This is a genomic window from Parageobacillus sp. VR-IP (genome assembly GCF_013357975.1).
Taxonomy (GTDB): domain Bacteria; phylum Bacillota; class Bacilli; order Bacillales; family Anoxybacillaceae; genus Saccharococcus; species Saccharococcus caldoxylosilyticus.
The window spans coordinates 133087-157071 of record NZ_JABVYQ010000001.1; the positions used below are offsets into that span (position 1 = coordinate 133087).

Sequence of the window (23985 nt, forward strand, 5' to 3'; positions counted from 1 at the left end):
AATAAAAAAACGGCAGGCGCCTGTTTGAATCCGAAATAGGCCAGCCTGCCTTTTTCCTGTTTATAGGATGAAAAGAAAAAAGATTAACGAAGGAGACAGAGAGGACCGTTCTGTTTTTGCCGTTATTGAAGCTCGTCCATAATCGCCTCATACACTTCCTCTACGTGAAACCGCTTTTTGCCCATGCCAAACTGTTCGATGACGCGTCCATTTTCGTCTAGCAAATAAGTAAGTGTCGTATGAATCAGCATACCGTTGCCGGGGTCGCGATATTGAAAGTCGAAAGCATCGGCTACTTTTTTCGTATCGGCTTCGCTTCCGCGCAAAAACATCCAGCCTTGCTGGGCGTTGTCCACGCCGAAGGTTTTTGCGTACGTCCGCAGTTTTTCAGGAGTATCGCGCTTCGGGTCGATGGTAATCGTGATAAACTCGACCTTTTTGCCAAAAACATGCGCTTGTTCCAGTTTTGAACGCAATTTCGTCATTTGAAAGGTTGTATTTGGGCAAATATCCGGACAGTTGGTATACATAAATTCCAGCAAGCGGATCTTTGGCTTCATCTCGTTGAAATGATACTCATTTCCCCAAGCTGTTTCCATCACTACATCATCAGGCAGCCTCATCTTTGCCTGTTTGTATACAGTGAAATAAAAGATGCCGGCACCGATGCAAATAATAAACAAGCTGATCAACGATAAATACAATTTTTTCACGATGATCACTCTCCTATGCTTATCATACAAGATAATGATAACAGAAACGAAAGATATTTATGACACTTCTTTGACGTTCTTAATGAAAGAAGAAGTGATTACAATAGAAATACTAACGTTGTTAAGGAGGGCATAGCATGAAAAAATTAGTCTATTGGGCGCTCGCCATTTATGTGCTGTACGGGATCGGCATGGCATGGTATTTGCTCGGTGTCGCCGATATATCAATCCCGCCGCAGTGGAAAGGAACAAGCGCGGATCCCGCCACATTTCTAACGCCGAAAGAGCTAGAGTTAAGCGGGGAATATTCGCGGTGGAAAGATTTGTTGTTTTTTCTTTCTATTCCGTACGAATGGCTAATTTATTTTGGCCTATTGGCATTTGGCGTCGCTCAGGCGCTGCGAACATGGGTAAAGCGGGCAGCGAAATGGGTTCCTATACAATCGGCGCTTTATGCGTTTTGGCTGTCTTTGATCACCACAGTGCTTTTGCTTCCCATTCAATTTGCCGTCTATCACCTTTCCCGCACCTATGGCGTCAGCACTCAATCGCTGGCCAGCTGGTTTCGCGACAGGATGACCGATTTTTTCATCCATACCGTACTGCTTGTCTTGACTGCGACGGTATTGTATTGGCTGATCCGCCGTTTTGAGCGGCGCTGGTGGCTGTATGCGTGGATGCTGTGTGTGCCGTTTATGATTTTTTTTATGTTCATTCAGCCAGTTATCATTGATCCGTTATATAACGAGTTTTATCCACTGAAAGATAAAAAGTTGGAAACAAAAATTTTAGCGCTGGCAAGCAAAGCAAATATTCCTGCCGAGCATGTATTTGAGGTAAATATGTCAGAGAAAACAAATGCATTAAACGCCTATGTCACTGGAATTGGTTCCCACGCGCGCATCGTGCTGTGGGACACGACATTGCAGCGGCTAAATGAAGATGAAGTGCTGTTTGTTATGGCCCATGAAATGGGGCATTACGTGATGAAACATATTTACTGGGGGCTTGCCGGTTATATTGTTTTAGCGTTTTTTGGGCTGTGGCTCGTCGGCAAGATGATAGGATGGAGTCTCGCCCGATGGGGAAGGTGTATCGGAATTCGCCGGTTGAGTGATATCGCTTCTTTTCCGTTGCTGTTGCTTCTAGTTTCATTGCTTAACTTTGCCGTCAGTCCGCTTGTGAATACGGTGTCGCGCTATGAAGAGCACGCGGCGGATCGATATGCGATCGAGCTGACGGGGAATAAAGAGGCGGCGATTTCTTCGTTTCAAAAGCTGACAAAAGCAGGGTTAAGCGAAGTCAATCCACCGCTTGTTGTAAAAGTATTCCGTTATACCCACCCAACGATGTTAGAACGGATCGTCTTTTTAAAAGAGTATGCGCCCCCTTTGCAGGAAGAATGATGACAAAGCAGAAAGGAATTCCTTTCTGCGTATTTTTTTCAAAAATTTTAAAAAAACTATTTTCTTTTTTGTTTTTCTGTTATATAATAACTACGTACAAATCGATAATGTATTATAACAATATAGAGATGGGGGAAGGAAAATGGCGAGTTTTACAGAACGTGTCAAACAATTAGAAGAAAGCTGGAAAAATGAAGAGCGCTGGAAAGGAATTGTCCGCCCGTACAGTGCCGAAGATGTCATTAAATTGCGCGGTTCGATTGACATCGAATATACATTGGCCCGGCGCGGAGCAGAAAAACTATGGAAATTGTTGAATAGCGAAGATTATATTAACGCGTTAGGAGCGTTAACTGGAAACCAAGCTGTTCAGCAAGTTAAAGCAGGGCTAAAAGCGATTTACTTGAGCGGCTGGCAGGTGGCGGCAGATGCAAACCTTGCCGGACAAATGTATCCGGACCAAAGCTTATATCCGGCAAATAGCGTACCACATGTGGTGAAGCGGATTAATCAAGCGCTGCAGCGCGCAGATCAAATTCAATATTTGGAAGGAAGCGGCGATATCGATTATTTCGTGCCGATTGTCGCCGACGCTGAGGCTGGATTCGGCGGCCAGCTGAACGTGTTTGAATTAATGAAGGCGATGATTGAGGCGGGAGCAGCCGGCGTCCACTTTGAAGATCAGCTTTCTTCGGAGAAAAAATGCGGTCACTTAGGCGGAAAAGTGCTACTTCCAACGCAAACAGCGGTACGTAATTTAATTGCGGCGCGTCTTGCAGCAGATGTCATGGGTGTACCGACCGTGTTAATCGCTCGTACGGATGCAAATGCAGCGAATTTAATTACGAGTGATATTGACCCGTACGACCAAGAATTTATTACTGGCGAGCGGACGACAGAAGGCTTTTACCGCACAAGAGCAGGGCTTGACCAAGCGATCGCCCGCGGCTTAGCGTATGCGCCGTATGCAGATTTAATCTGGTGCGAAACAAGCGAGCCAAACTTGGAAGAAGCGCGCCGCTTTGCAGAAGCGATTCATGAAAAATTCCCAGGCAAATTGCTTGCTTACAACTGCTCGCCATCATTTAACTGGAAGAAAAAATTGGACGATGAAACGATTGCCAACTTCCAAAAAGAACTCGCAAAAATGGGTTACAAATTCCAATTCGTTACACTCGCTGGTTTCCATACGCTAAACTACAGCATGTTCGAATTGGCGCGCGGATACAAAGAGCGCGGCATGGCAGCATATGCAGAATTGCAACAGGCGGAATTTGCTGCAGAAAAATATGGTTACACAGCTACAAAACATCAACGCGAAGTCGGTACCGGCTACTTCGACGAAGTGGCGCAAGTGATTTCTGGCGGTCAATCATCGACGATTGCGCTAAAAGGTTCGACGGAAGAAGAGCAATTTACGACGGCATAAGGGGAAATGGGGGAGTTTTATATAAAGAAGGGCATGCTTCACATAAGCGTGCCCTTTTTCCTTTTATAGGATTGTATCATTTGGGAAAAATAACGCATCCTAAGCATAGGAGGCGATCATATGGAAAAAGGACAGGGGAAAAGAGAAATGCCGTTCGAACCGGCGTTGCATTCGGAGTTCCGCATGAGCACAGATTTCCATTTTCAGCCGGCGTTTATGAACGAGGAAGCATATGCGGGAGATTCGGTCGGCGAGCATACGGCGCTCGAACAGGCGAATGAATACTTAGCGGCAAAAGAGGTTCATCAAGTGTTTCATAATTCTTGAACAAAACCCATGACTTTTGTTATGGGTTTTCTGTGTGTTTTATGGTAAAAAATGATTTAATGTTTTTTGAAAATATAGAAAAATATAACTATTAATGGTATGATAGAATTAGATACAATGTCCCAATAAGAGAGGAGAGAAAATAGAATGAAGGTAAATGAATTTGTCGTCCTCGATAAATTTATTATCAGCCGCTACACGATGGCGGTCTTGCCCCATCACTTTCACGGCGATTCCTATGCGAAAGTGATTGAGGAAGACGGAGAGTGTATCGTGAAAATGAGACCGATCGATATTATTAAACGAAGCTGCGACTATTATGGAGCTAGTTTTCGCGGCCGAAAAGAGGGAACGAGAGCCGTTATCGGCATTACCCATAAAGCTCCAATCGCCATTGAACCGCTCAACGAAATTTACGTTTTCCCGACAATTTCCCCAAGTGATTCCCGCTGTGTATGGCTGTCACACATTCACGTATATAAATATGAACCTACCAAAAATGATCAGACAATCGTTTATTTTACAAATGAAAAAAGTATTTTACTGGATGTTTCCTATCATTCTTTTGTCAATCAACTGTACCGAACAGCTCAGCTTAGAACGAAGCTCTCGGAGCGGATGGAAGCAAGGGAGCGTAAATTGCAATATGTATTTCGCATGAATCGATCGAAAGACTGGCAGCAGCAATGAATCCTCGCTAAACGATATTACATCAATCGGCTTTTCCCGCACTTGAAACAGAAAGCCATGAACGTGCCGCATCTCTAATAATGAAAATATTTCAATCATTAGCATTGTAAAGATTAGTTCAAATTCCCCGTAGAAGTGTGTAAAATAAATATATAAACATAAGGAATTTGAATGGGGAGTATACATGGACATCGAAACAATAAAACAATGGTTTACTCTCGAAAACGTACTATTGGTTCTGGAACAATACCGCTCTTTTGGAATGCTTCCAGGAATTGTGGCAACATTGTTGGAATCATTTTTTCCCATCTTGCCAATGTTTGTATTTGTGATGGCTAATGCGGCTGCATTTGGCTTATGGAAGGGATTTTTGATTTCTTGGATTGGTGCCTGCCTCGGTTCAATTCTCGTTTTTTGGCTGACGCGAAAAATCGGACAGAAACGCTTTTTTCGTTTTGTCAGCCGCCACCGGAAAGTTAGACAGTTTATGTATTGGATTGAAAGACATGGTTTTGGCCCCGTGTTTTTGTTATATTGTTTTCCCTTCACTCCATCAGCGGTGGTAAACATTGTCGCGGGATTGTCACGGATCAGCCGGCAGCAGTTTGTTTTAGCGGTATTATTAGGGAAAATGGTTATGATTTTTACCATTAGTTTTATCGGTTATGACATTGTGGCGCTTGTGAAGCAACCGTTGCGCACGATCGCGATTGCAGTTGTTATTATATTGTTATGGTACACGGGAAAAAGGGTGGAAGCGAGATTTTCGCTTACTGAGAAACAGAGCAATGAGGGAGGCGCAGAATGACAAGTGATGGGAAAATGAAGAAAAACGGAAGATGGTGGCGCAAGCTGGCTCTTTTTGCCGGGGTGCTTGCAGTGATTTTCATTCGGCTTTTTTGCTTCACCAATTATATGGTGGAAGGAAAATCGATGATGCCGACATTACAGGAAGGAAATTTGCTCATCGTCAACAAGCTAAGTTATCATATCGGGCATATTCAGCGGTTTGATGTCATTGTTTTTCATGCCAATAAAAAAGAAGATTACGTCAAACGCGTCATCGGGCTTCCCGGCGATCAAATCGCATATAAAAACGATGTGCTGTACGTTAATGGAAGAAAAGTCAATGAACCCTATTTGCAGCCATATAAGCAAAAATTGATTGACGGAAAGCTGACAGGAGATTTTACGTTAGAGGAACTGACAGGGAAAAAAAGGGTGCCGGAAGGATACATTTTTGTCCTTGGTGATAACCGGCTAAGCAGCTGGGACAGCCGCCATTTTGGATTCGTGAAAATCAGTCAGGTAGTAGGGAAAGTAGATTTGCGCTACTGGCCTGTGCGGCAGTTCGCAGTCCAGTTTTAATGAAAAAGCGGGGAACATAAAAATCGTCAATGAATGGAATGTTTGGCAGGTTGTCTCGTCATGCATGCCGTTTGCAATATCATTTTCAAAAGGACTAAAAAAAGGTATTCAGCGATGCGAATTGCGCGTGGATACCTTTTTTCTTTCGCCGATGGAAAATAAAACGTGTTGCGATAGCAGTGCTTTCCTTTTACACTGGTTACGTAGGAATGGAAAGGGAAGCGCGCTTTTTTCTTCCAAAACACGAACATATGTGCTAAAATGAAGGAAATAATGGAAAATGAAGGTGATATCCATGTCGCTTCGATTTCTGCTAGGAAGATCAGGAAGCGGAAAAACGGCAACATGCTTAAATGAGATTCGCCGCAAATTACAAGAAGAGCCGAAAGGAAAACCGATTATTTATCTTGTCCCGGAACAAATGACGTTTCAATCCGAATACGCGTTGATACATACACCTGGAATTGGCGGAATGATCCGCGCACAAGTATTTAGTTTTACACGGCTGGCGTGGCGGGTCTTGCAGGAAACGGGTGGAATGAATCGATATCATATTAACGATGTTGGCATGCAGATGATGATCCGCAAAATTGTGGAACATCGCAAGCAGCAACTGCAATTATTTGGGCGTGCGGTTGATAAAACCGGTTTTATTCAACAGCTTTATGACATGATTACGGAGTGTAAACGGTATTGCCTTACCCCACAGCAGCTCCGCCAACACGCACAAGAGTTGGAGGAACATCGAAAAAAACCCGTTGAAAAAGTGCTGGCGGATAAGTTAAATGATATATCGATGATTTATGAGGAACTGGAAAAAAGTTTAGCCAATCACTATATCGATTCGGAAGACTATTTGCGGCTGCTTGCGGAAAAAATTCCGCAATCGCGCTACTTGCGCGACGCCGAGATTTATGTGGACGGCTTTCATCAATTTACCCCGCAGGAGTATATGGTGCTTGAGCAGCTGTTGATTCATTGCCGTCGCGTCACCGTTTCGTTGACGGTGGATGCGCCTTATGACGAACGGCTGCCAAACGAATTGCATCTCTTTTATTTAACGGCAAAAACATACCATGACATTCGCGAAATAGCGCTGTTAAATGGGGTTGCGATCGAAGATCCGGTCGTGCTGGGCGAAAATAGGCGCCACCAGGAAGCGGCGATCGTCCACCTTGAAGCACATTATCATGATCGCCCCGCCGTTGTCTATTCGGAAAAGAGCGATGCGATTTGCGTGTATGAAGCGGCAAACCGCCGGGCAGAAATCGAGGCGATCGCGCGGGAAATCGTTCATCTTGTCCGCGACAAAGGCTACTGCTATCGTGATATCGCCGTCATCGTCCGCAATACGGAAGCATATCGCGATTTCATCAAAACGATTTTTTCCGATTTTCATATTCCATATTTTATGGACGAAAAAGAGCCGATGCGCCATCACCCGCTCATTGAATTGCTACGGGCAAGCATGGAAATTGTGACGTCGCGGTGGCGTTATGAAGCAGTGTTCCGCGCGATTAAGACCGATTTGCTGTTTCCGGTTGGCGAAGATGTAGCCGCGCTGCGCGAAGCGATGGACAAGCTGGAAAATTACGTGCTCGCGTACGGCGTGAAAGGGGACAAATGGACGAACGGCGAACGTTGGACATACCGTCGCTATCAGGCATTAGAAGGGCTGGCGATTCCGCAGACGGACGAAGAGAAGCAATATGAAGAAAAGCTGAATCAATGGCGCGAGATGGTGGCATCTCCGCTTCTGCGGCTCGAGCGCCGCATGCGCCGGGCAAAAGACGGACGAGGCCTTTGCGAAGCGGTTTATCTATTTTTAGAAGAATTGCAAATTCCTAAAAAGCTGGAGAACATGAGCAAGGCGGCACAAGAGCAGGGAAAACTCGTCGAAGCAAGACATCATGAACAAGTATGGAACGCGGTGATCGATTTGCTCAACCAGTACGTGGAAATGCTAGGGGATGAAACGCTCCCTGTTACGGAGTTTGCGAACATTATTGAAACGGGTCTCGACCGTCTTGAATTTGCGCTTGTCCCGCCGGCAATGGATCAAGTGATTATCGCGCAGCTGGATCGTTCACGCCTCATCGATATAAAATGTGCATTTGTGATCGGAGTCAATGACGGGGTGATTCCGGCCAAAGCAAAAGAAGACGGGTTGATCGCCGAGGCGGAGCGGCAGCTATTGCACGAGCTGGGCGCGCGAGTAGCTCCGGGAGGGAGAGAGCAATTATTTTATGAACCTTTTTTCATCTATTTGGCATTAACGTGCCCAAGCGAACGCCTATATGTCACTTATCCGCTTGCCAATGAAGAAGGAAAAGCACTGCCGCCTTCGATCGTCATCAAGCATCTGGCTGATTTATTTCCGTATTTGCAAAAGCGTGTATGCGGAAACGATCCGCTCGATGCAGCGCCTGCGGAACAAGCATCGTTTGTGACCGCACCACGCGCGACGCAAACTTATCTCGTCGCACAGCTTCAGGCATGGAAGCGCAATTATTCCATTGACCCGCTATGGTGGGATGTATACAACTTTTTCATCAGCGACTCAAATTGGAAAAAACAGGTGCAAAAAGCAATCTCCGGGCTATTTTATACAAATGAAACAGCGCCGTTGAAAAAAGAAATCAGCAAGCGGCTGTATGGAAAAAAAATCCAAGCTAGCGTATCGCGCATGGAACAATTTCAAAAATGCCCGTTTTCCCATTTTGCTTCTCACGGTTTACGCCTAAAGGAGCGAACCGTCTTCCGGCTTGAAGCTCCGGACATCGGCCAGCTGTTCCATTCTGCGCTGAAAATGATATCCGACCGCCTGCGTGAAGCAAACACCGATTGGCGCCATTTATCCAAACAGCAATGCGAGCGGCTGTCCATCGAAGCGGTGGAACAGGTCGCACCACTCATTCAGCAAAAGGTATTATTCAGCTCGAATCGCTACTACTATATGAAGCGGAAACTGCAAAACGTCATCGCCAGAACGGCGCATGTGCTAAGCGAGCACGCACGGGCAAGCGGCTTTGTGCCGGTCGGTTTGGAGCTGGAGTTCGGCCCTAACGGCGTGCTTCCGCCACTATCGTTCCGTCTTCCCGATGGCACCGTGATGGAACTGGTCGGACGAATTGACCGCGTCGATAAAGCGGAGAGTTCAAGAGGGGTTTTATTGCGCGTAATTGACTATAAATCTAGCGCCAAAACGCTAGATTTAACGGAAGTATACTATGGTCTCGCCTTGCAGATGCTTACGTACTTGGATATTGTGCTGACGTATGCCGAACAGCTGGTCGGCCAAGAAGCTTTCCCTGCCGGCATCCTTTATTTCCATGTGCACAATCCGATGATAAAAAGCAATCAATTCCTGCAAGATGAAAAAGAAATCGAGAAAAAGCTGCTCGAGCAGTTTAAAATGCGAGGTCTGCTGCTAGAAGACGCGGAGGCCATCCGCTTGATGGATATGCACATCGAAGAAGGCAAATGGTCGCTCGTCGTTCCCGCTCAAATTACAAAAAAAGGTGCGATTCATTCGAAATCTTCTGTTGTCAGTGAAACAGATTTCGCCTATCTGCGCCAGCATATTCGCCAGCTGTTCCAAATGATTGGCATACAAATTGTGGACGGAGCCGTTGATATCGCTCCGTACAAGCTAAAGGAACAAACTCCTTGCGAATTCTGCCCGTTTAAGCCGGTTTGCCAGTTTGACGAATCATTCCTAGGCAATCGTTACCGGCTGTTAACGCCGCAGGACAATCAGGCGATCATGAAAAAATTATCGGAAGGGAAGGACTGAAATGAACGTCACGTTTCGCCCGAAGCCGGCAGAAAGCCGTTGGACCGATGAACAGTGGAAAGCGATTGCCGTCGACGGACAGGACATTCTTGTCGCGGCAGCGGCGGGATCCGGAAAGACCGCTGTGCTTGTTGAACGGATTATCCAAAAAATAACGGCGGAAGAAGATCCTATCGATGTAGACCGGCTGCTTGTTGTTACATTTACGAACGCGGCGGCGGCAGAAATGAAAGCAAGAATTGCTGAAGCGCTTGAACGTGAGCTGGAGAAGCAGCCAAACTCGCTCCATTTGCGGCGGCAGCTCAGCTTATTAAACCGCGCTTCGATTTCGACGATCCACTCTTTCTGTTTGGATGTGATTCGTAAATATTATTATTTCATTGACTTGGATCCTGTATTTCGCATCGCCGATGATACAGAAATCGAATTGCTGAAAGAGGAAGTGATGGAAGAGCTGCTCGAGGAGGAGTACGGCAAGACCGATAATGAGCTGTTTTTCGATGTGGTAGACCGCTATACAGGGGACCGGAGCGATGCCGAACTGCAGGAGATGATTTTAGCAATCTATGAATTTTCCCGCTCGCATCCAGAACCGCAGCAATGGCTCGATCAGTTGGCCGCCATGTATGACATCGAGGAAAATGCATCGGTGGCAGAGCTTCCATATTATTGCTATTTGAAAAAATACGTAACGATGGAGCTGTCTGCGGCAAAACGGTTTATTACAAGGGCGCTTCATTTGACGAACTTGCCGGGAGGACCGCTGCCATACGCGGAAAATTATCGCAGTGATTTGCAGTTTATTCATCATTTAGAAACGTTGTTAGAGCAGTCATGGGACGAGCTGTATGAAGCGCTGCAGGCTTTGTCGCTATCGCGGTTGAATTCGTGCCGCGGCAATGAGTACGACCCGCAATTGATCGAGGAAGCGAAATCATTGCGCGAACAGGCGAAAAAGAAGCTGGAATCGCTGCGCGATAACGTCTTTTCCCTTCGTCCAGCCACATGGCTTCGGCATATGCGCGAGATGAAGCCGGTTGTCGAAACGATCGTGCGCTTGGTCAAGCGCTTTGCGGAAATGTTTCAGGCATATAAGCGGGAAAAGGGGATTGTCGATTTTTCCGATTTGGAGCATTATTGTTTGCAAATTTTACGCCATCCAGACTCCCCAGATGGACAGTGGCTTCCTTCCGATGCGGCTTTAGATTACCGTGCACAGTTTGCCGAAGTGCTTGTTGATGAGTATCAAGATACGAATATGGTGCAGGAGGCCATCTTGCAGCTGGTCAAAAAAGGAAATGAACATACGGGAAATTTATTTATGGTCGGCGATGTCAAGCAGTCGATTTACCGTTTCCGTTTGGCAGAACCGCTGTTGTTTTTAAGCAAATATAAACGGTTCACATCGGACGGAAGCGAGTCAGGAATGAAAATTGATTTAGCGAGCAATTTTCGCAGCCGCTCCGAAGTGCTGCATGGGACCAACTTTATCTTTCAGCAAATCATGGACGAGAACGTCGGCGAGATGGATTATGACGAAGCGGCGCAATTAAAATATGGAGCCACTGACTATCCTGATTACGAGCAGGCTGTTCCAGAATTCATCATCGTAGACCGAAGCAGCAAAGATGGGGAAGAAACGGAAGAATGGAATGCCGGCGACTTGGCGCTGTCGGAACTTGAAGCTCGCGTGATGGCGAAAAAAATAAAGGAAATCGTATCTAAGCCGTTTTATGTGTATGATCGCAACATAAAACAAATGCGCCGCGCGATGTACCGGGATATTGTCATTTTGCTTCGGTCGATGACAAACGCGCCGCAGATCATTGAAGAATTTCGCGCGCATGGTATTCCGGTGTATGCGGACTTATCTTCCGGCTATTTTCAGGCGACGGAAATATCGATTATGCTGTCTCTGTTAAAAGTGGTCGACAATCCGTATCAAGATATACCGCTTGCCGCTGTGTTGCGTTCGCCGATCGTCGGCTTAAACGAAAATGAGTTAGCGCTGATTCGCATTAGCGATAAAAAAGGGACATTTTATGAGGCAATGATGGCCTTTTTACAGAAACCGGCAGAGAGTACGGAAGAAGAAAGGCTGCAGGAAAAATTGCGTTCGTTTGTCGAACAATTACAACAATGGCGGACGATGGCGCGGCAGCGTTCACTGGCCGATGTAATTTGGCAGCTGTATCGGGATACGCAGTTTTACGATTTTGTCGGCGCCCTGCCTGGAGGAAAACAGCGGCAGGCGAATTTGCGCGCTCTTTATGACCGAGCACGCCAATATGAGACAACGTCGTTCCGCGGATTGTTCCGTTTTTTGCGGTTTATCGAGCGCCTGCAAGACCGGGGGGATGATTTGGGCGCGGCACGCACCCTTGGCGAGCAAGAAGATGTTGTGCGGATGATGACGATCCACGGCAGCAAAGGGCTCGAATTTCCGATCGTGTTTGTAGCCGGATTAGCCCGCCCGTTTCATATGCGCGATTTACACGGCCCATATTTGCTTGATAAAGAACTCGGCTTTGCTTCGCGCTTTGTGGATCCGAAGCTGCGCATCAGTTATCCGACATTGCCGCAAATGGCGATCCGGGAGAAAAAACGGCTCGACTTTTTGGCGGAAGAAATGCGGATTTTATATGTGGCGTTAACAAGAGCGAAAGAAAAATTGTATTTAGTCGCTGCCGTAAAAGATGCGGAAAAAGAAATAGCCAAATGGAAAAGCGCCGCAACGGAAGAAGGATGGCTCTTGCCTGATGATGTCCGCGCTTCCGCCCGCTGTTATTTAGATTGGATCGGAAGAGCGCTTATCCGCCATCGCGATGGACAGCGGCTGACGGATGTGCCCGGTGTGTGCGAAAAAATCGCTTTCCACCCGTCCACCTGGCATATGGAAGTCATTCCGGCGAGTCAGTTAAACGATGAAAATGCGGAAGCGGACCAGGCAAATGAACAAATAATGTCTGCGCTAAAAAAAGGAGATCCGGTCCCGAACATAGGGGAACGGAAAGAGGAAATAGAGCGCCTTCTTTCGTGGCGGTACGCGTATGAAAAAGAAACGATGGTGCGTGCCAAGCAAACGGTATCAGAGTTAAAGCGGCAGCGCGACATTTTTGGGGAAAACGCGGACCGGCTGCTGCTTCAGCACACTTTCGCGCCGATTTTTGAACGTCCGCTGTTTATGCAGGAGAAAAAATTGACACCGGCGGAAAAAGGAACGGCAATGCATATCATTATGCAGCATGTAGACATAACCGCACCGGTTACTGAATCGTCTGTTCGCGAGCAAATCGCAAAGCTCGTGCAACGGGAGCTGCTGACCCATGAACAGGCGGAAGCGATCGATGTTTCCAGCGTTGTCGCGTTTTTCGCAACAGACATTGGTCAGCGCTTGTGTGCCGCTGCCGAAGTGTACCGAGAAGTTCCGTTTAGCTTCGCGCTTCCGGCCAAAGAAGTATACGGCGACGGCATTGGCGAAGAAAGACAAGTGTTGGTGCAAGGGGTGATCGACTGCCTGTTTGCCGACGAAAAAGGGCTTGTCTTAATCGATTTTAAAACAGATACGGTCACCAATCGGTTTGACGGCGGATGGAGCGAAGCGAAGCAGGTGATTATATCCCGATATGAAACACAAATGTGTTTATACCGTCGCGCTGTCGAACAAATTTGGCGCACCCGTGTTGATGAATGCTATTTATATTTATTTGACGGATCGCATCTTCTTTCCGTTTAAAAAATGGTAAAAGGGGGAGGGCAGTGATGCGCATTTTGCATACCGCGGACTGGCATTTGGGGAGAACGCTGGAAGGAAGAAGCCGGCTGCCGGAGCAGGAGCAGTTTTTAGATGAACTAGCGGACATCGTTGAGCAAGAAAACATTGATGTCATATTAATGGCAGGCGATGTGTTTGATTCGGTAAATCCTCCGGCAGCGGCGGAACAGTTGTTTTACGAAAGCCTTGCTCGCCTTTCCGACAAAGGAAAACGGCCGATCGCGGTGATCGCCGGCAACCACGATCACCCGGAGCGCATTAGCGCGGCGCGCGCTTTACTCGATGATTACAACATCTTTTTGCTCGGTTGGCCGGATACGTCCGTCTATCGTATTGATGTGCCGGCGTGCAACGAAACGATGCTGCTTGCTCCGCTTGCCTATCCGTCCGAATCGCGCTTGGCGCAACTGCTGTCAAAAGAACATTCCGAGGCGGCACTACGCGATCGGTATGATGAGCGAATTCGCCAGTTATTTGCCGTCATGGCCGCTTCTTTTACGGAAAAGACGGTTAATATCGCCATGAGCCACCTTTATGTGGCAGGAGGAAGCACCTCGGATTCGGAGCGGCCGATCGAGGTCGGAGGCGCTTATACAGTAGCTGCGACAAGCCTGCCAAAACAAGCGCAGTATGTTGCGCTCGGCCATTTGCACCGGCCGCAGGATGTCAAACGCGCGGAAACGGCGGCCCGCTACTCGGGATCCCCGCTTGCCTATAGCTTTTCCGAATCGGGCTATGCTAAATCGGTGACGATCGTCGATGTAAAGCCGGGAGCAAAAGCGGCCGTTTCGGAAATTCCGCTCTCTTCCGGCAAGCCGCTTGTGAGATGGAAGGCGACGGACGGGCTTATGCAAGTGTACCGCTGGTGTGAGGAAGGAAAAGACGTGTCGAGTTGGATTGATTTAGAGATCCACCTTTCTGAGCCGCTGACAATGGAAGAAATTTACCGTCTGCGCAAGCTGCATCCCGGTTTTGTACATATTCGTCCAGTTTTCCCAGATAAAGAAGAGCATGACACAGGTGTAAAACAAGAGCAATTGTCATTAGAGGAAATGTTCCGCCGCTTTTATGAACGCCAAACGGGCGGGCATAAACCGGATGACGAGCTTGTCCGCCTCTTTTTAGAGCTGGTGGCGGACGGGGAAGAAGAGGGGGAGACGGAAGAATGAAGCCAGTTTCGTTGACGATCGCGGGGCTGCATAGCTTCCGCGAGAAGCAGACGATCGATTTTCAATCCTTATGCGAAGGCGGCGTTTTCGGTATTTTCGGCCCGACGGGAAGCGGCAAATCGACGATTTTAGATGCGATGACGCTCGCCTTGTTCGGCAGTGTCGAACGGGCGCCAAACCACACACAGGGGATCATGAACCACGCGGAAAACGAGCTGTTTGTTTCTTTTACCTTCGAATTGGAAAATGCGTCTTGTGCAAAGCGATATACGGTAGAGCGCAGCTTTAAAAGAGGGGACGAATGGCGGATAAAAAGCGCCGTCTGCCGCTTGATCGAGCACGGCGAAGAGCCGGTGGTGCTTGCTGATAAATTGACGGAAGTCAATAAGGAGATCGAGCAGCTGCTCGGGTTGACGATGAAAGATTTTACGCGCGCCGTCGTGCTGCCGCAGGGGAAATTTGCCGAGTTTTTATCACTAAAAGGCGCTGAACGGCGGCAAATGTTGCAGCGTCTTTTCCATTTGGAACCGTATGGCGACCGTCTGAATAAAAAATTGAAAGAAAAACTAGCCAGCATTTCGAACGAGTGGAACGAGGTGGCTGCTGAAAAAGCCGGTTTGGGCGATGCTTCCAAAGAAGCATTGGAACAGGCAAAACAGCAATTCAATACCTTGCAGGGATTATTGCAAAAGCGGAAAAAAGAGTTGCATGATATGGAGAGAACGGTAGAACGGGCCAGACAGTTATGGACGTGGCAAAAGGAAAAGGAAGAGCTTGAAGCGGAGCTGGCGCGTTTTGCCGAGAAAGAGCGACATATTCGTCTATTGGAAACAAAAAAAGAACGGGCGGAGCAGGCCGAGCGGATATGGCCGTACTGGGAACAGTATGAAAAAGCGCTTCGTTTTATGGAAGCTGCTTTCGCCAAACAAAAGGAGTTGCAGCATAAGCTTGCACAGGCAAAGGTGCTTTACGGACAAGCGATGCGCCGTTATGAACAAATTCGCGAAGAAAAGGCTTCCCAGGAGCCGCGCCTGTTGGCTAAAAAAGAGCAGCTGGCGCAGGCAAAACAATTGGCAATGCAAATCCGCGCGCTGGAAGCGGAAGTTCACGAGCTTAAAAAACAAAAACATTCAATCGAATTAGAGAAACAAAAAGCGGCGGAGCAGCGCGGGGAAGCAGAAAGATGGTATGAGCGCGGCTTAGCGAAACAGCAAATGCTGAAAGAAGAGCTGCAAAAGCATGTTCGTTCACTAGAACAAAAAGAGCGGATCGAGCAGGCGCATGATGAAAAACTGCAAATCGAAAGAGCGGCAGACGCACTCCGCCATGCGCAGCAACAGCTGGCGCAAAAGGAGCAGACACGGGAGCAGGCAAACAGAGAATGGGAAAAAAGAAAGCGGTATGCAGAAACAGCAAAAGAGAAATTACATATTTTATTTCAGCGCATTGAAAAAACATATCATTCGGTTTGCGAGCGGCAATGGCAGTTGGAGAAGCTCCTATACCGGTACGAACAACAGCTCGAGAAAGAGCGGAAAAAAGCAGAAGAGGCGAAAACGGCAGAACTGGCCGCCATTTTGGCCAAACAGCTCCGCCACGGAGAACCATGCCCTGTCTGCGGCTCGCGCGAACACCCTCATCCTCATGTACACGTTGGCTCGGCCGATGCTCAGATGATCTTAGTAATCGAGAAGCATATCAAACAAGGACAGCTCGATATGCAACAGCTGCTTTCTCTCAAAGCTCAGCTGGAGCAGCTCGCGCAGTTTGTCGGCAATGAATGGACCTTTGCGCGTTTGGATGTTAGCCAATGGAAGGTGGAAGAGGACGTCAATATTACCGTGGAAGTGAAGGCGTTGCAACAAGACTGTCTGCAGTTAAAGGAAGCTGTCCATCAAGCATTACAGCAATGGCGCAATGCGGAATCGGCGCAGCAGGCAACGGAGCGGGAAATCCAACTGCTGGAAAAAGATATACAACAGCTGCAGAACGAATGGCAGCGCCGTGTGGACGAATATAATCAACTAGAGAAAGACTGGCGGGAAAAATATCCTGATTTTTCCCTGACAGAGATCGATGAACTGCGTCAACAAATGCGCAAGCAGGAAGAGATGGTTCGCCATTTGCAAAAACGGATTGACGACAGCGTTTCATATCTTGAAAATAAATGGCGGGAAAAAGAACGGCTGGCAGAAGAAGAGCGGAGGCTGGAAACAGAAAAAGTACGTCTCGCTTCTTTATGCCAAACGAAACAAAAGTTAGTGGAAGAATATCGGCAACAATTAATAGAAAAGGCAGGGACAGAAAAAATCGAACCGCAGCTTCGTCAAGTAGAAGAACAACTGCAAAAGCTGCATGCAGAAGAAGAACAAGCCTATCAAACATGGCTGCACATGCAGAAACAATATCAAACGCTAGAGGCTGAGGAAAAAGCGGCTGGGCAGTCGCTAGAGGAAGGAAAAGCACGGTATGAAGAGACGAAATCACGCTGGCTTCAAGAACTGCAAAAAACGATATTTGCTGATGAAAAAGAAGCAATAGAAGCAAAGGTTACAGAGGAAGTATATTTCGGGTGGAAGCAACAAATCGATGACTATTGGCGGAAAAAACAGCAAGTACAGCATCGTCTTGAACAGCTGGCGGAAGCGATGCAAGGGGAAACGATCGATAAGGAGCAATGGGAAGAGCTGCAGGCGGTATACAGAGAGATCAAGCAGCAGGTAGATGAGGCGATCCAGCAATTAGGTGCCGCACAAACGAAAGTAGAAGAGTTAACTAAAAAACATCAGCGGTTTATCGAGTTGGAGAAAAAGCAGGAGCAACTAACTGCCCTGCTCGATCGTTATAAACATTTGCAATCCATTTTAAAGGGAAACAGCTTTGTGGAGTTTATGGCAGAAGAACAGCTCATTCAAGTCACGAGAATGGCGTCGGAACGGCTGCACTCGTTAACTAGACAGCGCTATTCGCTCGAAATCGATTCACAAGGAGGGTTCTTGATCCGCGATGACGCCAACGGCGGCGTCAAGCGGCCGGTGACCACTCTATCAGGAGGGGAAACGTTTTTAACATCATTATCGCTTGCTTTGGCGTTATCGGCACAAATTCAGTTACGCGGAGAATATCCGCTGCGGTTTTTCTTTTTGGATGAAGGGTTTGGCACGCTTGATGCCGAGCTTCTTGACACCGTGATTTCCGCGCTCGAGAAACTTCATACACAGAGGCTGTCCGTTGGAGTCATTAGCCATGTGCAGGAAATTCGCTCCCGGTTGCCGAAACGGCTGATTGTCGAGCCGGCAGAGCCGGGGGGACGCGGAACGCGAGTGAGATTAGAAGTAATGTAACTACCGTATACATGCAAAGCCGCCTGTTACTTTTTGAAACGGCGGCTTTGCTAGTTATTGGCGGCGACATTGCTGTCAAACGTGTCAGGGTCAAACGAGTTGGTTAAACTGATGCCATTATTGGTAATGACAAAATCTCCGGTATTAAATCCTCCCGAACCAGCTTGCGTTTTTGTTGCGACTTTTGGAGCGATATACAGGCAATCCCCCATTTGGACAACCGCTCCGCTGCTGACATTATTAATTTTAATTGGTCCGACGACAGAAGGCATTATTTCTCATCCTTTACCATTGGTGGAGTTGTTTGGGTATTTCCCATAGAAGGTGCTGAAGAATTCGGCGCAAGCTGGCGGATATGTTTAATTCTTGCTTCTGCATCAACGGTAGATGTTGAACCGATATGCACCACACCGGCAGTGGAAACCGCTAGTATACGAACGGAACGGACGGAGATAACGGGAGATTGATGAAGTGTTTGCAGCGAAATGTTGCGGCGGTCCGATTGAATTTTGGGAATCGGTTTTGTAAAAATAGGAAAGCTAATTTCCCCTTCGTTTCCAAAAAATAGCTCATATTGCCGCTGGACAGCTAAAACGCGAGAACGGGGAGTAATTTTTTGCGAATCTCCAATCTGTAAAACGGAACTAAGAAGGAGCGTTTCCTCATGAAAGAGTTGGACGACCGATGTTCGTTTCATCATCGCCCTCCTCCTGGGACGAGCGGAACGAACGGCCCGATGATTAATGATTCTGGAGGAGTATCAAAAGCAGACGCGAGATTAATGACATCCGCATCGCCGATTAAAAAAACGGCGGAGCTTGTTATAGCTATTAAATGAATATCTCCAACATGAACATCACGGTTGATCACAGTATAATTCATCATTCTCCTCCTTGCTTTGGCAAATGTTTTAGAAAAAGGTCAATCGATTGCTCAATATCCATCTTTACTTTTTGAAAAATTTCGTTTACGACGGTCTCATCATTGTCTGATTTAGGAACGTACCCGTTATTCATTTTTTGATGCAAATAAAAACGAATTCGTTCGTCTACTTGCCGGGCAATGTCTTGCAAAATAAAATGCCGATACGTGTCATCAAGATGATGTGCGTACTGTTTTTCGAATCTCTTTATCGTTTCCTTTGCTTCCTTTCCTAAATAAGCATGAACTTTTTCTTGAATGTTACGGAATAAGACGGGTTCCGGCTTTGGAACAACCGTTTTTTCTTGTTGAACCGCAAAATCTTCGATAACGTTGCCAACCCCGTTAGGAGTAATGCCGATATTTAACGTTCCTTCCAATGTTTCCACTTTTAATTGATCAAATTTATATTCGATTCGTTCAATAGTGGTGCGAGGTTGCTGTTCCAGTTCTTTTAGCTGATTTTCTAGGAGGAGAAGCCGCTGTTCTAACATCTGTATTTTTTTTGTTTGCCATGACAAATAGCGCCGTAGCTTTACCAAATAATCATATAGGAACATAATCGTGAACTCATCCTCTCCAAAGTCCCTTCTTATTCAATATATGGACGGCCAGTTGTTGTCATCACCATTTTCATGATTTTCTAACGGCCTGCTGAATGAAGTGGGACGAGAGGACCGGCTACTTCCCCTGCGAGCGGAGCGGTAGTGATCGCCTCTGGAGCGGGTTTTGTGTATCCTCCTGTGTTCATTAATGTAGAAAGCGCTTGGATGCTGCCTGCGCTGCCGATTTGCAGTACGGATGAGTTCGTGACAGAGCCAATTTTCAATTGGTAAATACATATACTTTGATTAATGTAAAAATTCAATTTCTTCTCCTCCTTTAAGCGTTGGCTACTACATTTTCATCGGCGACATCCGCGTCATTAGTATTTGTATTGCTATAATAGTTGTAAATATGCAGACCATCCCCCGTGTTAAACGAACCGGCGCCGGCAAAGGTTTTGGCAACGCTTTGGGGCGAAATCGCGAACACGTCTCCAATATGAAACACGCCGCTGCTTGAGATGCTATTTAATTTGACAACTCCGACAAATGCTGGCATAAGGCATGCACCTTTCTTTTATGTCTTACATTAGTGTATGGGCGCAGCAGCAAAAAGGTGAGCGTTCTAATTGTTTGCCACATTGTTAGAGTCGGAGACGTCAGCATCTCCTGTGTTTGTAAAACTGACAAACGTGTTCGTTTGTAAAAAATCTCCATTATTGCTTCCGCCGGAGCCAGTGTTAGATTTTAGCGTGCTTTTCGGGGCAATTTGCAATACATCTCCAAAATTTACGGTGCCATCTCCGCTCACATGTGTAATTTTAATTGGACCGCTAACAAACGAAGGCATAGGGCTCCTCCTTTTTCTCATTGCTTACTGTCAGTGTATGAATGGGGAAGAAAAACGGTTCAAGATAGGATGGGTGTCCAAGCGAATCTATTTTTTGATCATATGTTAATCATTGAACTACCCTCGCTTTTACTTCCCTGTATTTTAAGAAAAAATGAGAAGGAGAATGAGTGATGCCGGCAATGATTATTGGCGGAATTAAAGTGACAAACGTAAGCGGAAATGGCACGGTCAATATGGGAGATGTGCTGCAAATCGCACCGAAAAGCACGACGAAATCAAACTCAGGGGCAGGAGGAGGAAATTCAGGCGATTTTCTGCAGACGAATACGTTTTGCAGTGTTGTAAATCTATTAGACCCTGATGCGGTAGACTCAGGGGTGAAAGGAAATAATTAGGTGGTCGTGATGGACAAAGACCATCTTTTTCTTTTGCAAAAAGTTATATATACTATAATTATGAATTTTCTAAAACATAGTTAGGAGATGGGAGAATGAATGTGCCATTAGTGTTGACGCAGTTTTTAGATCGGGCTGTTTCCCTGTATGGAGACAAAACGGCCATGATTTGTTCCGGACGAACAGTTACATACAAACAGCTAGGCGAGCGCGTAAATCAACTTTCTCACGGTCTAAAACAGTTGGGGGTAGAAAAAGGGGATCGCGTGGCATACTTAGCGCCAAACACGCTCGAAATGCTAGAAGGATTTTACGGCGTCTTTCAGCTCGGTGCGATTATGGTGCCGTTGAATACGCGCCTCAAGCCCGCCGATTATTTGTTTATTTTAAATCATAGCGAAAGCAAAGTGTTGTTTGTCGATCAAGACTTGTACCACTTAATTGCGCCGATTAAAGATCAGCTGCAAACCGTAAAGACTATTATCGTTCATCAAAAAAATAAAGAAACAAATGAAATCGATTACGATAAATGGATCGGTCAATATCCAGCTGTGCCCGTTGAACGTCCGGATATCGATGAGAACGATGTATGCAGCCTTTTATATACAAGCGGAACGACGGGAAATCCAAAAGGAGTCATGCTGACGCACCGCAACAATTACCTTCATGCGTTGATTGCGATGCATCATCTCCGTGTTTCCGATCAAGATACGCATTTGCACGTATTGCCGATGTTTCACGTCAACGGCTGGGGGGCGCCGTTTTATTATACGGCAAACGGAGCGACGCAAATCGGCTTGCGTAAAGTCGATCCAAAAGTGATTTTTGATTATATTCAAACGTATCAGGTTAGCGTCATGCATATGGCGCCGACGGTATTAAATATGCTTTTAAAGTACTATGATGAACATAAGCCGGCGATTGACCATCCAGTCCGCGTCGTGATTGCCGGTTCGGCGCCGCCGCCAGCGTTTGTCACGCGCGTCGAACAAGAGCTTGGCTGGGAGTTTATTCAAGTATACGGCATGACGGAGTCTTCTCCACTTAACACGATCTCAACGATCCGCCCGCATTTGAGCCATTTGCCGCTGGAAGAACAATATCGTATAAAAGCAAAAGCAGGGTATCCGATGATCGGTTGTGAAGTAAAGGTGGTAGATGAATACGGTGATGAAGTACCCCATGATGGAAAAACGATCGGTGAAGTCATTATAAGAAGTAACAATGTCATGAAAGGGTATTGGAAAAATCCAGAGGCAACGATGGAGACCATTCGCAATGGCTGGTTATATACTGGTGATATGGCAACAGTAGATGAATATGGAAATATTGATATTGTCGACCGAAAAAAGGATATTATTATTAGCGGCGGGGAAAATATTTCTTCGATTGAAGTAGAAGGGGTGCTGTACGAACATCCAGCGGTGCTGGAAGCAGCGGTAATCGCTGTGCCGCACGAAAAATGGGGAGAAACGCCGCATGCATTTGTGGTCGTGCGTTCGGGGCATGAAGTGACAGAGCAGGAATTAATCGCGTTTTCACGCGAAAAGCTCGCCCATTTTAAAGCGATTACCGGCGTTACTTTTGTTGAAGAATTGCCAAAAACGGCGTCCGGGAAAATTCAAAAAGTGCAGTTGCGCAAACAATATTGGGATTCCGTTGGGAAAACAGGCCGGTATGTGAACTAAAAATGGGGCCCGCATTATGCGGTGCCTTTTTCTATTAAAACATACTGAAAGAAAGGAGAAAAAATGAGCCAACAATCCAATGAACAGCGGATTATAGTGATTGACGTGCTGCGCGGTTTTGCTCTATTAGGAATTTTGCTGGCAAACATGCCCCACTTCTCCTCGCCAGCCATGTACGACGGAAGCGTAAAGGAAGGAAACTGGCTTGACCGAGGAACGATGGGGGCCATTGATGTTGTTTGCGAAGCAAGCTTTTACCCGTTGTTCGCCTTTTTATTTGGTTTTAGCATGGTTTTATTTCGCCATCGGCTGCAGCAAAGACATCTCCCGTTTGAATTCATTTTGGTGCGGCGGCTCATTGCTTTATTGGTGATTGGGGTGATCCACGCTTTTGGCATTTGGTTTGGCGATATTTTAATTCCATATGCCCTTGCCGGAGCAATATTGCTTTTGTTTTTCAAAGTCCGGCCGCGCGTATGGCTTATCGGGGCGCTGATTTGCTTTTTTACTCCCCATCTGTTGATGCTGCTGTTGCTTGGAATGACGGTCTTTTCCGGAAAGGAAGGAAGCAGTGAAGATCAAGATGTTCAGCTGGCAGCAGAAGCAATCGATCATTACCAAAACGGATCGCTATCCGATATTTTCTGGCAGCGGTGGAATGATTGGATGTATGTCAACGGTTCAGGAGGGCTGCTGTTTACGGTGGTGACCGTGCTGCCGCTTTGCCTGATTGGTGGATATGTCGCGCAAAAACGATGGATCGAGGAGGTGGAGCGCCATACGGCGGTGCTTCGTCATGTAGCGCTTCTCTCGCTGATAGCAGGGCTATTTTTAAAAACATTTCCATATTTTACCGTAAACAATGGTTTTACAATGTATATCCAAAATATATTCGGCGGAACGTCATTAGCGTGTTTTTACGGAACGGCTATTGTTTTATTGTTTCAAAAAAAGCAATGGAAACAAAAACTAATGGTTTTTCAATATATTGGGAAAATGTCGCTGACCAATTATTTGTTGCAATCGCTCTGTTGCACGTTGCTGTTTTATCATTATGGATTTGGCTGGTATGGCAAAATGGGCGTGTTTGCCGGCGCGCTGCTTGCGCTTTTTCTCTATAGCGCGCAGTTAGTGATCAGCCGCAAGTGGCTTATGCATTTCCACTATGGCCCGGCCGAGTGGGTATGGCGCTGGGTGACGTATGGAAAAAAACCGCCTCTGTATAAATAAAAAAGCCCCTCGCAATGGAGTTGTATTACTGAGGGACGGACAGGGAAGGAGATTCGGTTAGCACCGTTTGCTGTAAATAGCGATTGATCAGTTCATCTAGTTCCTGACTGCATTGAATCGTTTCTTTTGCAGTAAATCCGTACGTCAATGCTAATTCGATCATCTGTTGCCGTTTTTCTTCAATTAAAACAAGAACCATTGTATTCACCATCAATCCTTTTTTATTCTGAAGGAATTCTCTTTCTTTCATTATAGAAGCCCTTGAGAATAAACCCTGTCCACGCAATGCCATCATACTTTTGGTATGATTCCAAAGTCATGACTATCGTTGAAGAA

General features: G+C 46.5%; 22 protein-coding genes. 13 read left to right on the forward strand and 9 right to left on the reverse strand.

Annotated elements, in window-relative coordinates:
• Nucleotides 1–122: 122 nt before the first annotated feature.
• On the reverse strand, nucleotides 123–713 hold the full coding sequence (locus HT574_RS00820) for an SCO family protein (protein WP_175243125.1): 591 nt from the start codon (nucleotides 711–713) through the stop codon (nucleotides 123–125).
• A gap of 137 nt (nucleotides 714–850) precedes the next feature.
• Between HT574_RS00820 and HT574_RS00825 the strand changes: the two genes are divergently transcribed.
• The 10 genes from HT574_RS00825 (at nucleotide 851) to HT574_RS00870 (ending at nucleotide 18017) form a co-directional block, all read left to right on the forward strand.
• A complete protein-coding gene (locus HT574_RS00825; RefSeq protein WP_175243126.1) occupies nucleotides 851–2119 on the forward strand; it encodes a M48 family metallopeptidase in 1269 nt (422 codons plus the stop codon).
• A 142-nt stretch (nucleotides 2120–2261) separates the two neighbouring features.
• Nucleotides 2262–3548 carry an isocitrate lyase gene (aceA, locus tag HT574_RS00830; protein ID WP_042408640.1) on the forward strand — a complete coding sequence of 429 codons (1287 nt, stop codon included), beginning with the start codon at nucleotides 2262–2264 and terminating at the stop codon, nucleotides 3546–3548.
• Between the two features lie 120 nt (nucleotides 3549–3668).
• The gene (locus HT574_RS00835; protein ID WP_175243127.1) at nucleotides 3669–3875 is read left to right on the forward strand and encodes a hypothetical protein; all 207 of its coding nucleotides are present in this window, start codon (nucleotides 3669–3671) and stop codon (nucleotides 3873–3875) included.
• A gap of 147 nt (nucleotides 3876–4022) precedes the next feature.
• Entirely contained in the window at nucleotides 4023–4565 is a 543-nt protein-coding gene (locus tag HT574_RS00840) for a competence protein ComK (RefSeq protein ID WP_017436490.1), read from the forward strand.
• A gap of 184 nt (nucleotides 4566–4749) precedes the next feature.
• The gene (locus HT574_RS00845; protein ID WP_175243128.1) at nucleotides 4750–5373 is read left to right on the forward strand and encodes a TVP38/TMEM64 family protein; all 624 of its coding nucleotides are present in this window, start codon (nucleotides 4750–4752) and stop codon (nucleotides 5371–5373) included.
• On the forward strand, nucleotides 5370–5933 hold the full coding sequence (gene lepB, locus HT574_RS00850) for a signal peptidase I (protein WP_375154078.1): 564 nt from the start codon (nucleotides 5370–5372) through the stop codon (nucleotides 5931–5933). Before HT574_RS00845 ends, lepB begins: the two co-directional genes overlap by 4 nt.
• 295 nt (nucleotides 5934–6228) lie before the next feature.
• Nucleotides 6229–9729, forward strand: coding sequence for a helicase-exonuclease AddAB subunit AddB (gene addB, locus HT574_RS00855; RefSeq protein WP_305798060.1), 3501 nt, complete (start codon nucleotides 6229–6231; stop codon nucleotides 9727–9729).
• Between the two features lies 1 nt (nucleotide 9730).
• Nucleotides 9731–13465: a helicase-exonuclease AddAB subunit AddA gene (gene addA / locus HT574_RS00860; RefSeq protein WP_175243130.1), complete on the forward strand. Its 3735-nt coding sequence runs from the start codon at nucleotides 9731–9733 to the stop codon at nucleotides 13463–13465.
• A gap of 26 nt (nucleotides 13466–13491) precedes the next feature.
• On the forward strand, nucleotides 13492–14673 hold the full coding sequence (locus HT574_RS00865) for an exonuclease SbcCD subunit D (RefSeq protein WP_175243744.1): 1182 nt from the start codon (nucleotides 13492–13494) through the stop codon (nucleotides 14671–14673).
• The gene (locus tag HT574_RS00870) at nucleotides 14670–18017 is read left to right on the forward strand and encodes an AAA family ATPase (RefSeq protein WP_175243131.1); all 3348 of its coding nucleotides are present in this window, start codon (nucleotides 14670–14672) and stop codon (nucleotides 18015–18017) included. The genes HT574_RS00865 and HT574_RS00870 overlap by 4 nt, the downstream gene beginning before the upstream one ends.
• Before the next feature lie 50 nt (nucleotides 18018–18067).
• Here the strand turns inward: HT574_RS00870 and HT574_RS00875 are convergent, their stop codons facing one another.
• The 7 genes from HT574_RS00875 to HT574_RS00905 form a co-directional block, all read right to left on the reverse strand.
• Nucleotides 18068–18289 carry a spore germination protein gene (locus HT574_RS00875; protein ID WP_017436497.1) on the reverse strand — a complete coding sequence of 74 codons (222 nt, stop codon included), beginning with the start codon at nucleotides 18287–18289 and terminating at the stop codon, nucleotides 18068–18070.
• The gene (locus tag HT574_RS00880; protein WP_175243745.1) at nucleotides 18289–18714 is read right to left on the reverse strand and encodes a spore germination protein GerPE; all 426 of its coding nucleotides are present in this window, start codon (nucleotides 18712–18714) and stop codon (nucleotides 18289–18291) included. The genes HT574_RS00875 and HT574_RS00880 overlap by 1 nt, the downstream gene beginning before the upstream one ends.
• Complete coding sequence (locus HT574_RS00885) at nucleotides 18714–18899, reverse strand: spore gernimation protein GerPD (protein ID WP_175243746.1); 186 nt, start codon at nucleotides 18897–18899, stop codon at nucleotides 18714–18716. Before HT574_RS00885 ends, HT574_RS00880 begins: the two co-directional genes overlap by 1 nt.
• Nucleotides 18899–19498 (reverse strand): spore germination protein GerPC, encoded by a 600-nt coding sequence (gerPC, locus tag HT574_RS00890; protein ID WP_175243132.1) that lies wholly within the window; start codon nucleotides 19496–19498, stop codon nucleotides 18899–18901. The genes HT574_RS00885 and gerPC overlap by 1 nt, the downstream gene beginning before the upstream one ends.
• Before the next feature lie 83 nt (nucleotides 19499–19581).
• The gene (locus HT574_RS00895) at nucleotides 19582–19806 is read right to left on the reverse strand and encodes a spore germination protein GerPB (RefSeq protein WP_175243133.1); all 225 of its coding nucleotides are present in this window, start codon (nucleotides 19804–19806) and stop codon (nucleotides 19582–19584) included.
• Nucleotides 19807–19820: 14 nt separating this feature from the next.
• On the reverse strand, nucleotides 19821–20042 hold the full coding sequence (locus HT574_RS00900) for a spore germination protein (RefSeq protein WP_017436502.1): 222 nt from the start codon (nucleotides 20040–20042) through the stop codon (nucleotides 19821–19823).
• A 66-nt stretch (nucleotides 20043–20108) separates the two neighbouring features.
• A complete protein-coding gene (locus HT574_RS00905; protein ID WP_175243134.1) occupies nucleotides 20109–20333 on the reverse strand; it encodes a spore germination protein in 225 nt (74 codons plus the stop codon).
• Between the two features lie 173 nt (nucleotides 20334–20506).
• Between HT574_RS00905 and HT574_RS00910 the strand changes: the two genes are divergently transcribed.
• From HT574_RS00910 to HT574_RS00920, 3 genes are all read left to right on the forward strand, one after another.
• Nucleotides 20507–20731 carry a spore germination protein gene (locus HT574_RS00910; protein ID WP_017436504.1) on the forward strand — a complete coding sequence of 75 codons (225 nt, stop codon included), beginning with the start codon at nucleotides 20507–20509 and terminating at the stop codon, nucleotides 20729–20731.
• Nucleotides 20732–20826: 95 nt separating this feature from the next.
• Nucleotides 20827–22419 (forward strand): long-chain-fatty-acid--CoA ligase, encoded by a 1593-nt coding sequence (locus HT574_RS00915; protein WP_175243135.1) that lies wholly within the window; start codon nucleotides 20827–20829, stop codon nucleotides 22417–22419.
• Between the two features lie 63 nt (nucleotides 22420–22482).
• On the forward strand, nucleotides 22483–23649 hold the full coding sequence (locus HT574_RS00920; RefSeq protein ID WP_175243136.1) for a DUF418 domain-containing protein: 1167 nt from the start codon (nucleotides 22483–22485) through the stop codon (nucleotides 23647–23649).
• Between the two features lie 25 nt (nucleotides 23650–23674).
• Here the strand turns inward: HT574_RS00920 and HT574_RS00925 are convergent, their stop codons facing one another.
• Nucleotides 23675–23848, reverse strand: a complete 174-nt coding sequence (locus HT574_RS00925) for an aspartyl-phosphate phosphatase Spo0E family protein (protein ID WP_175243747.1) — start codon at nucleotides 23846–23848, stop codon at nucleotides 23675–23677.
• Between the last annotated feature and the right edge of the window lie 137 nt (nucleotides 23849–23985).

What these genes read in the sequence shown, in the direction of transcription:
- HT574_RS00825 (WP_175243126.1), top strand. Translation starts at nt 851, where the DNA reads ATGAAAAAATTAGTCTATTGGGCGCTCGCCATTTATGTGCTGTACGGG.
- aceA (WP_042408640.1), top strand. Translation starts at nt 2,262, where the DNA reads ATGGCGAGTTTTACAGAACGTGTCAAACAATTAGAAGAAAGCTGGAAA.
- HT574_RS00835 (WP_175243127.1), top strand. Translation starts at nt 3,669, where the DNA reads ATGGAAAAAGGACAGGGGAAAAGAGAAATGCCGTTCGAACCGGCGTTG.
- HT574_RS00840 (WP_017436490.1), top strand. Translation starts at nt 4,023, where the DNA reads ATGAAGGTAAATGAATTTGTCGTCCTCGATAAATTTATTATCAGCCGC.
- HT574_RS00845 (WP_175243128.1), top strand. Translation starts at nt 4,750, where the DNA reads ATGGACATCGAAACAATAAAACAATGGTTTACTCTCGAAAACGTACTA.
- lepB (WP_375154078.1), top strand. Translation starts at nt 5,370, where the DNA reads ATGACAAGTGATGGGAAAATGAAGAAAAACGGAAGATGGTGGCGCAAG.
- addB (WP_305798060.1), top strand. Translation starts at nt 6,229, where the DNA reads ATGTCGCTTCGATTTCTGCTAGGAAGATCAGGAAGCGGAAAAACGGCA.
- addA (WP_175243130.1), top strand. Translation starts at nt 9,731, where the DNA reads ATGAACGTCACGTTTCGCCCGAAGCCGGCAGAAAGCCGTTGGACCGAT.
- HT574_RS00865 (WP_175243744.1), top strand. Translation starts at nt 13,492, where the DNA reads ATGCGCATTTTGCATACCGCGGACTGGCATTTGGGGAGAACGCTGGAA.
- HT574_RS00870 (WP_175243131.1), top strand. Translation starts at nt 14,670, where the DNA reads ATGAAGCCAGTTTCGTTGACGATCGCGGGGCTGCATAGCTTCCGCGAG.
- HT574_RS00875 (WP_017436497.1), bottom strand. Translation starts at nt 18,289, where the DNA reads ATGCCTTCTGTCGTCGGACCAATTAAAATTAATAATGTCAGCAGCGGA.
- HT574_RS00880 (WP_175243745.1), bottom strand. Translation starts at nt 18,714, where the DNA reads ATGAAACGAACATCGGTCGTCCAACTCTTTCATGAGGAAACGCTCCTT.
- HT574_RS00885 (WP_175243746.1), bottom strand. Translation starts at nt 18,899, where the DNA reads ATGAATTATACTGTGATCAACCGTGATGTTCATGTTGGAGATATTCAT.
- gerPC (WP_175243132.1), bottom strand. Translation starts at nt 19,498, where the DNA reads ATGTTCCTATATGATTATTTGGTAAAGCTACGGCGCTATTTGTCATGG.
- HT574_RS00900 (WP_017436502.1), bottom strand. Translation starts at nt 20,042, where the DNA reads ATGCCAGCATTTGTCGGAGTTGTCAAATTAAATAGCATCTCAAGCAGC.
- HT574_RS00905 (WP_175243134.1), bottom strand. Translation starts at nt 20,333, where the DNA reads ATGCCTTCGTTTGTTAGCGGTCCAATTAAAATTACACATGTGAGCGGA.
- HT574_RS00910 (WP_017436504.1), top strand. Translation starts at nt 20,507, where the DNA reads ATGCCGGCAATGATTATTGGCGGAATTAAAGTGACAAACGTAAGCGGA.
- HT574_RS00915 (WP_175243135.1), top strand. Translation starts at nt 20,827, where the DNA reads ATGAATGTGCCATTAGTGTTGACGCAGTTTTTAGATCGGGCTGTTTCC.
- HT574_RS00920 (WP_175243136.1), top strand. Translation starts at nt 22,483, where the DNA reads ATGAGCCAACAATCCAATGAACAGCGGATTATAGTGATTGACGTGCTG.
- HT574_RS00925 (WP_175243747.1), bottom strand. Translation starts at nt 23,848, where the DNA reads ATGGTTCTTGTTTTAATTGAAGAAAAACGGCAACAGATGATCGAATTA.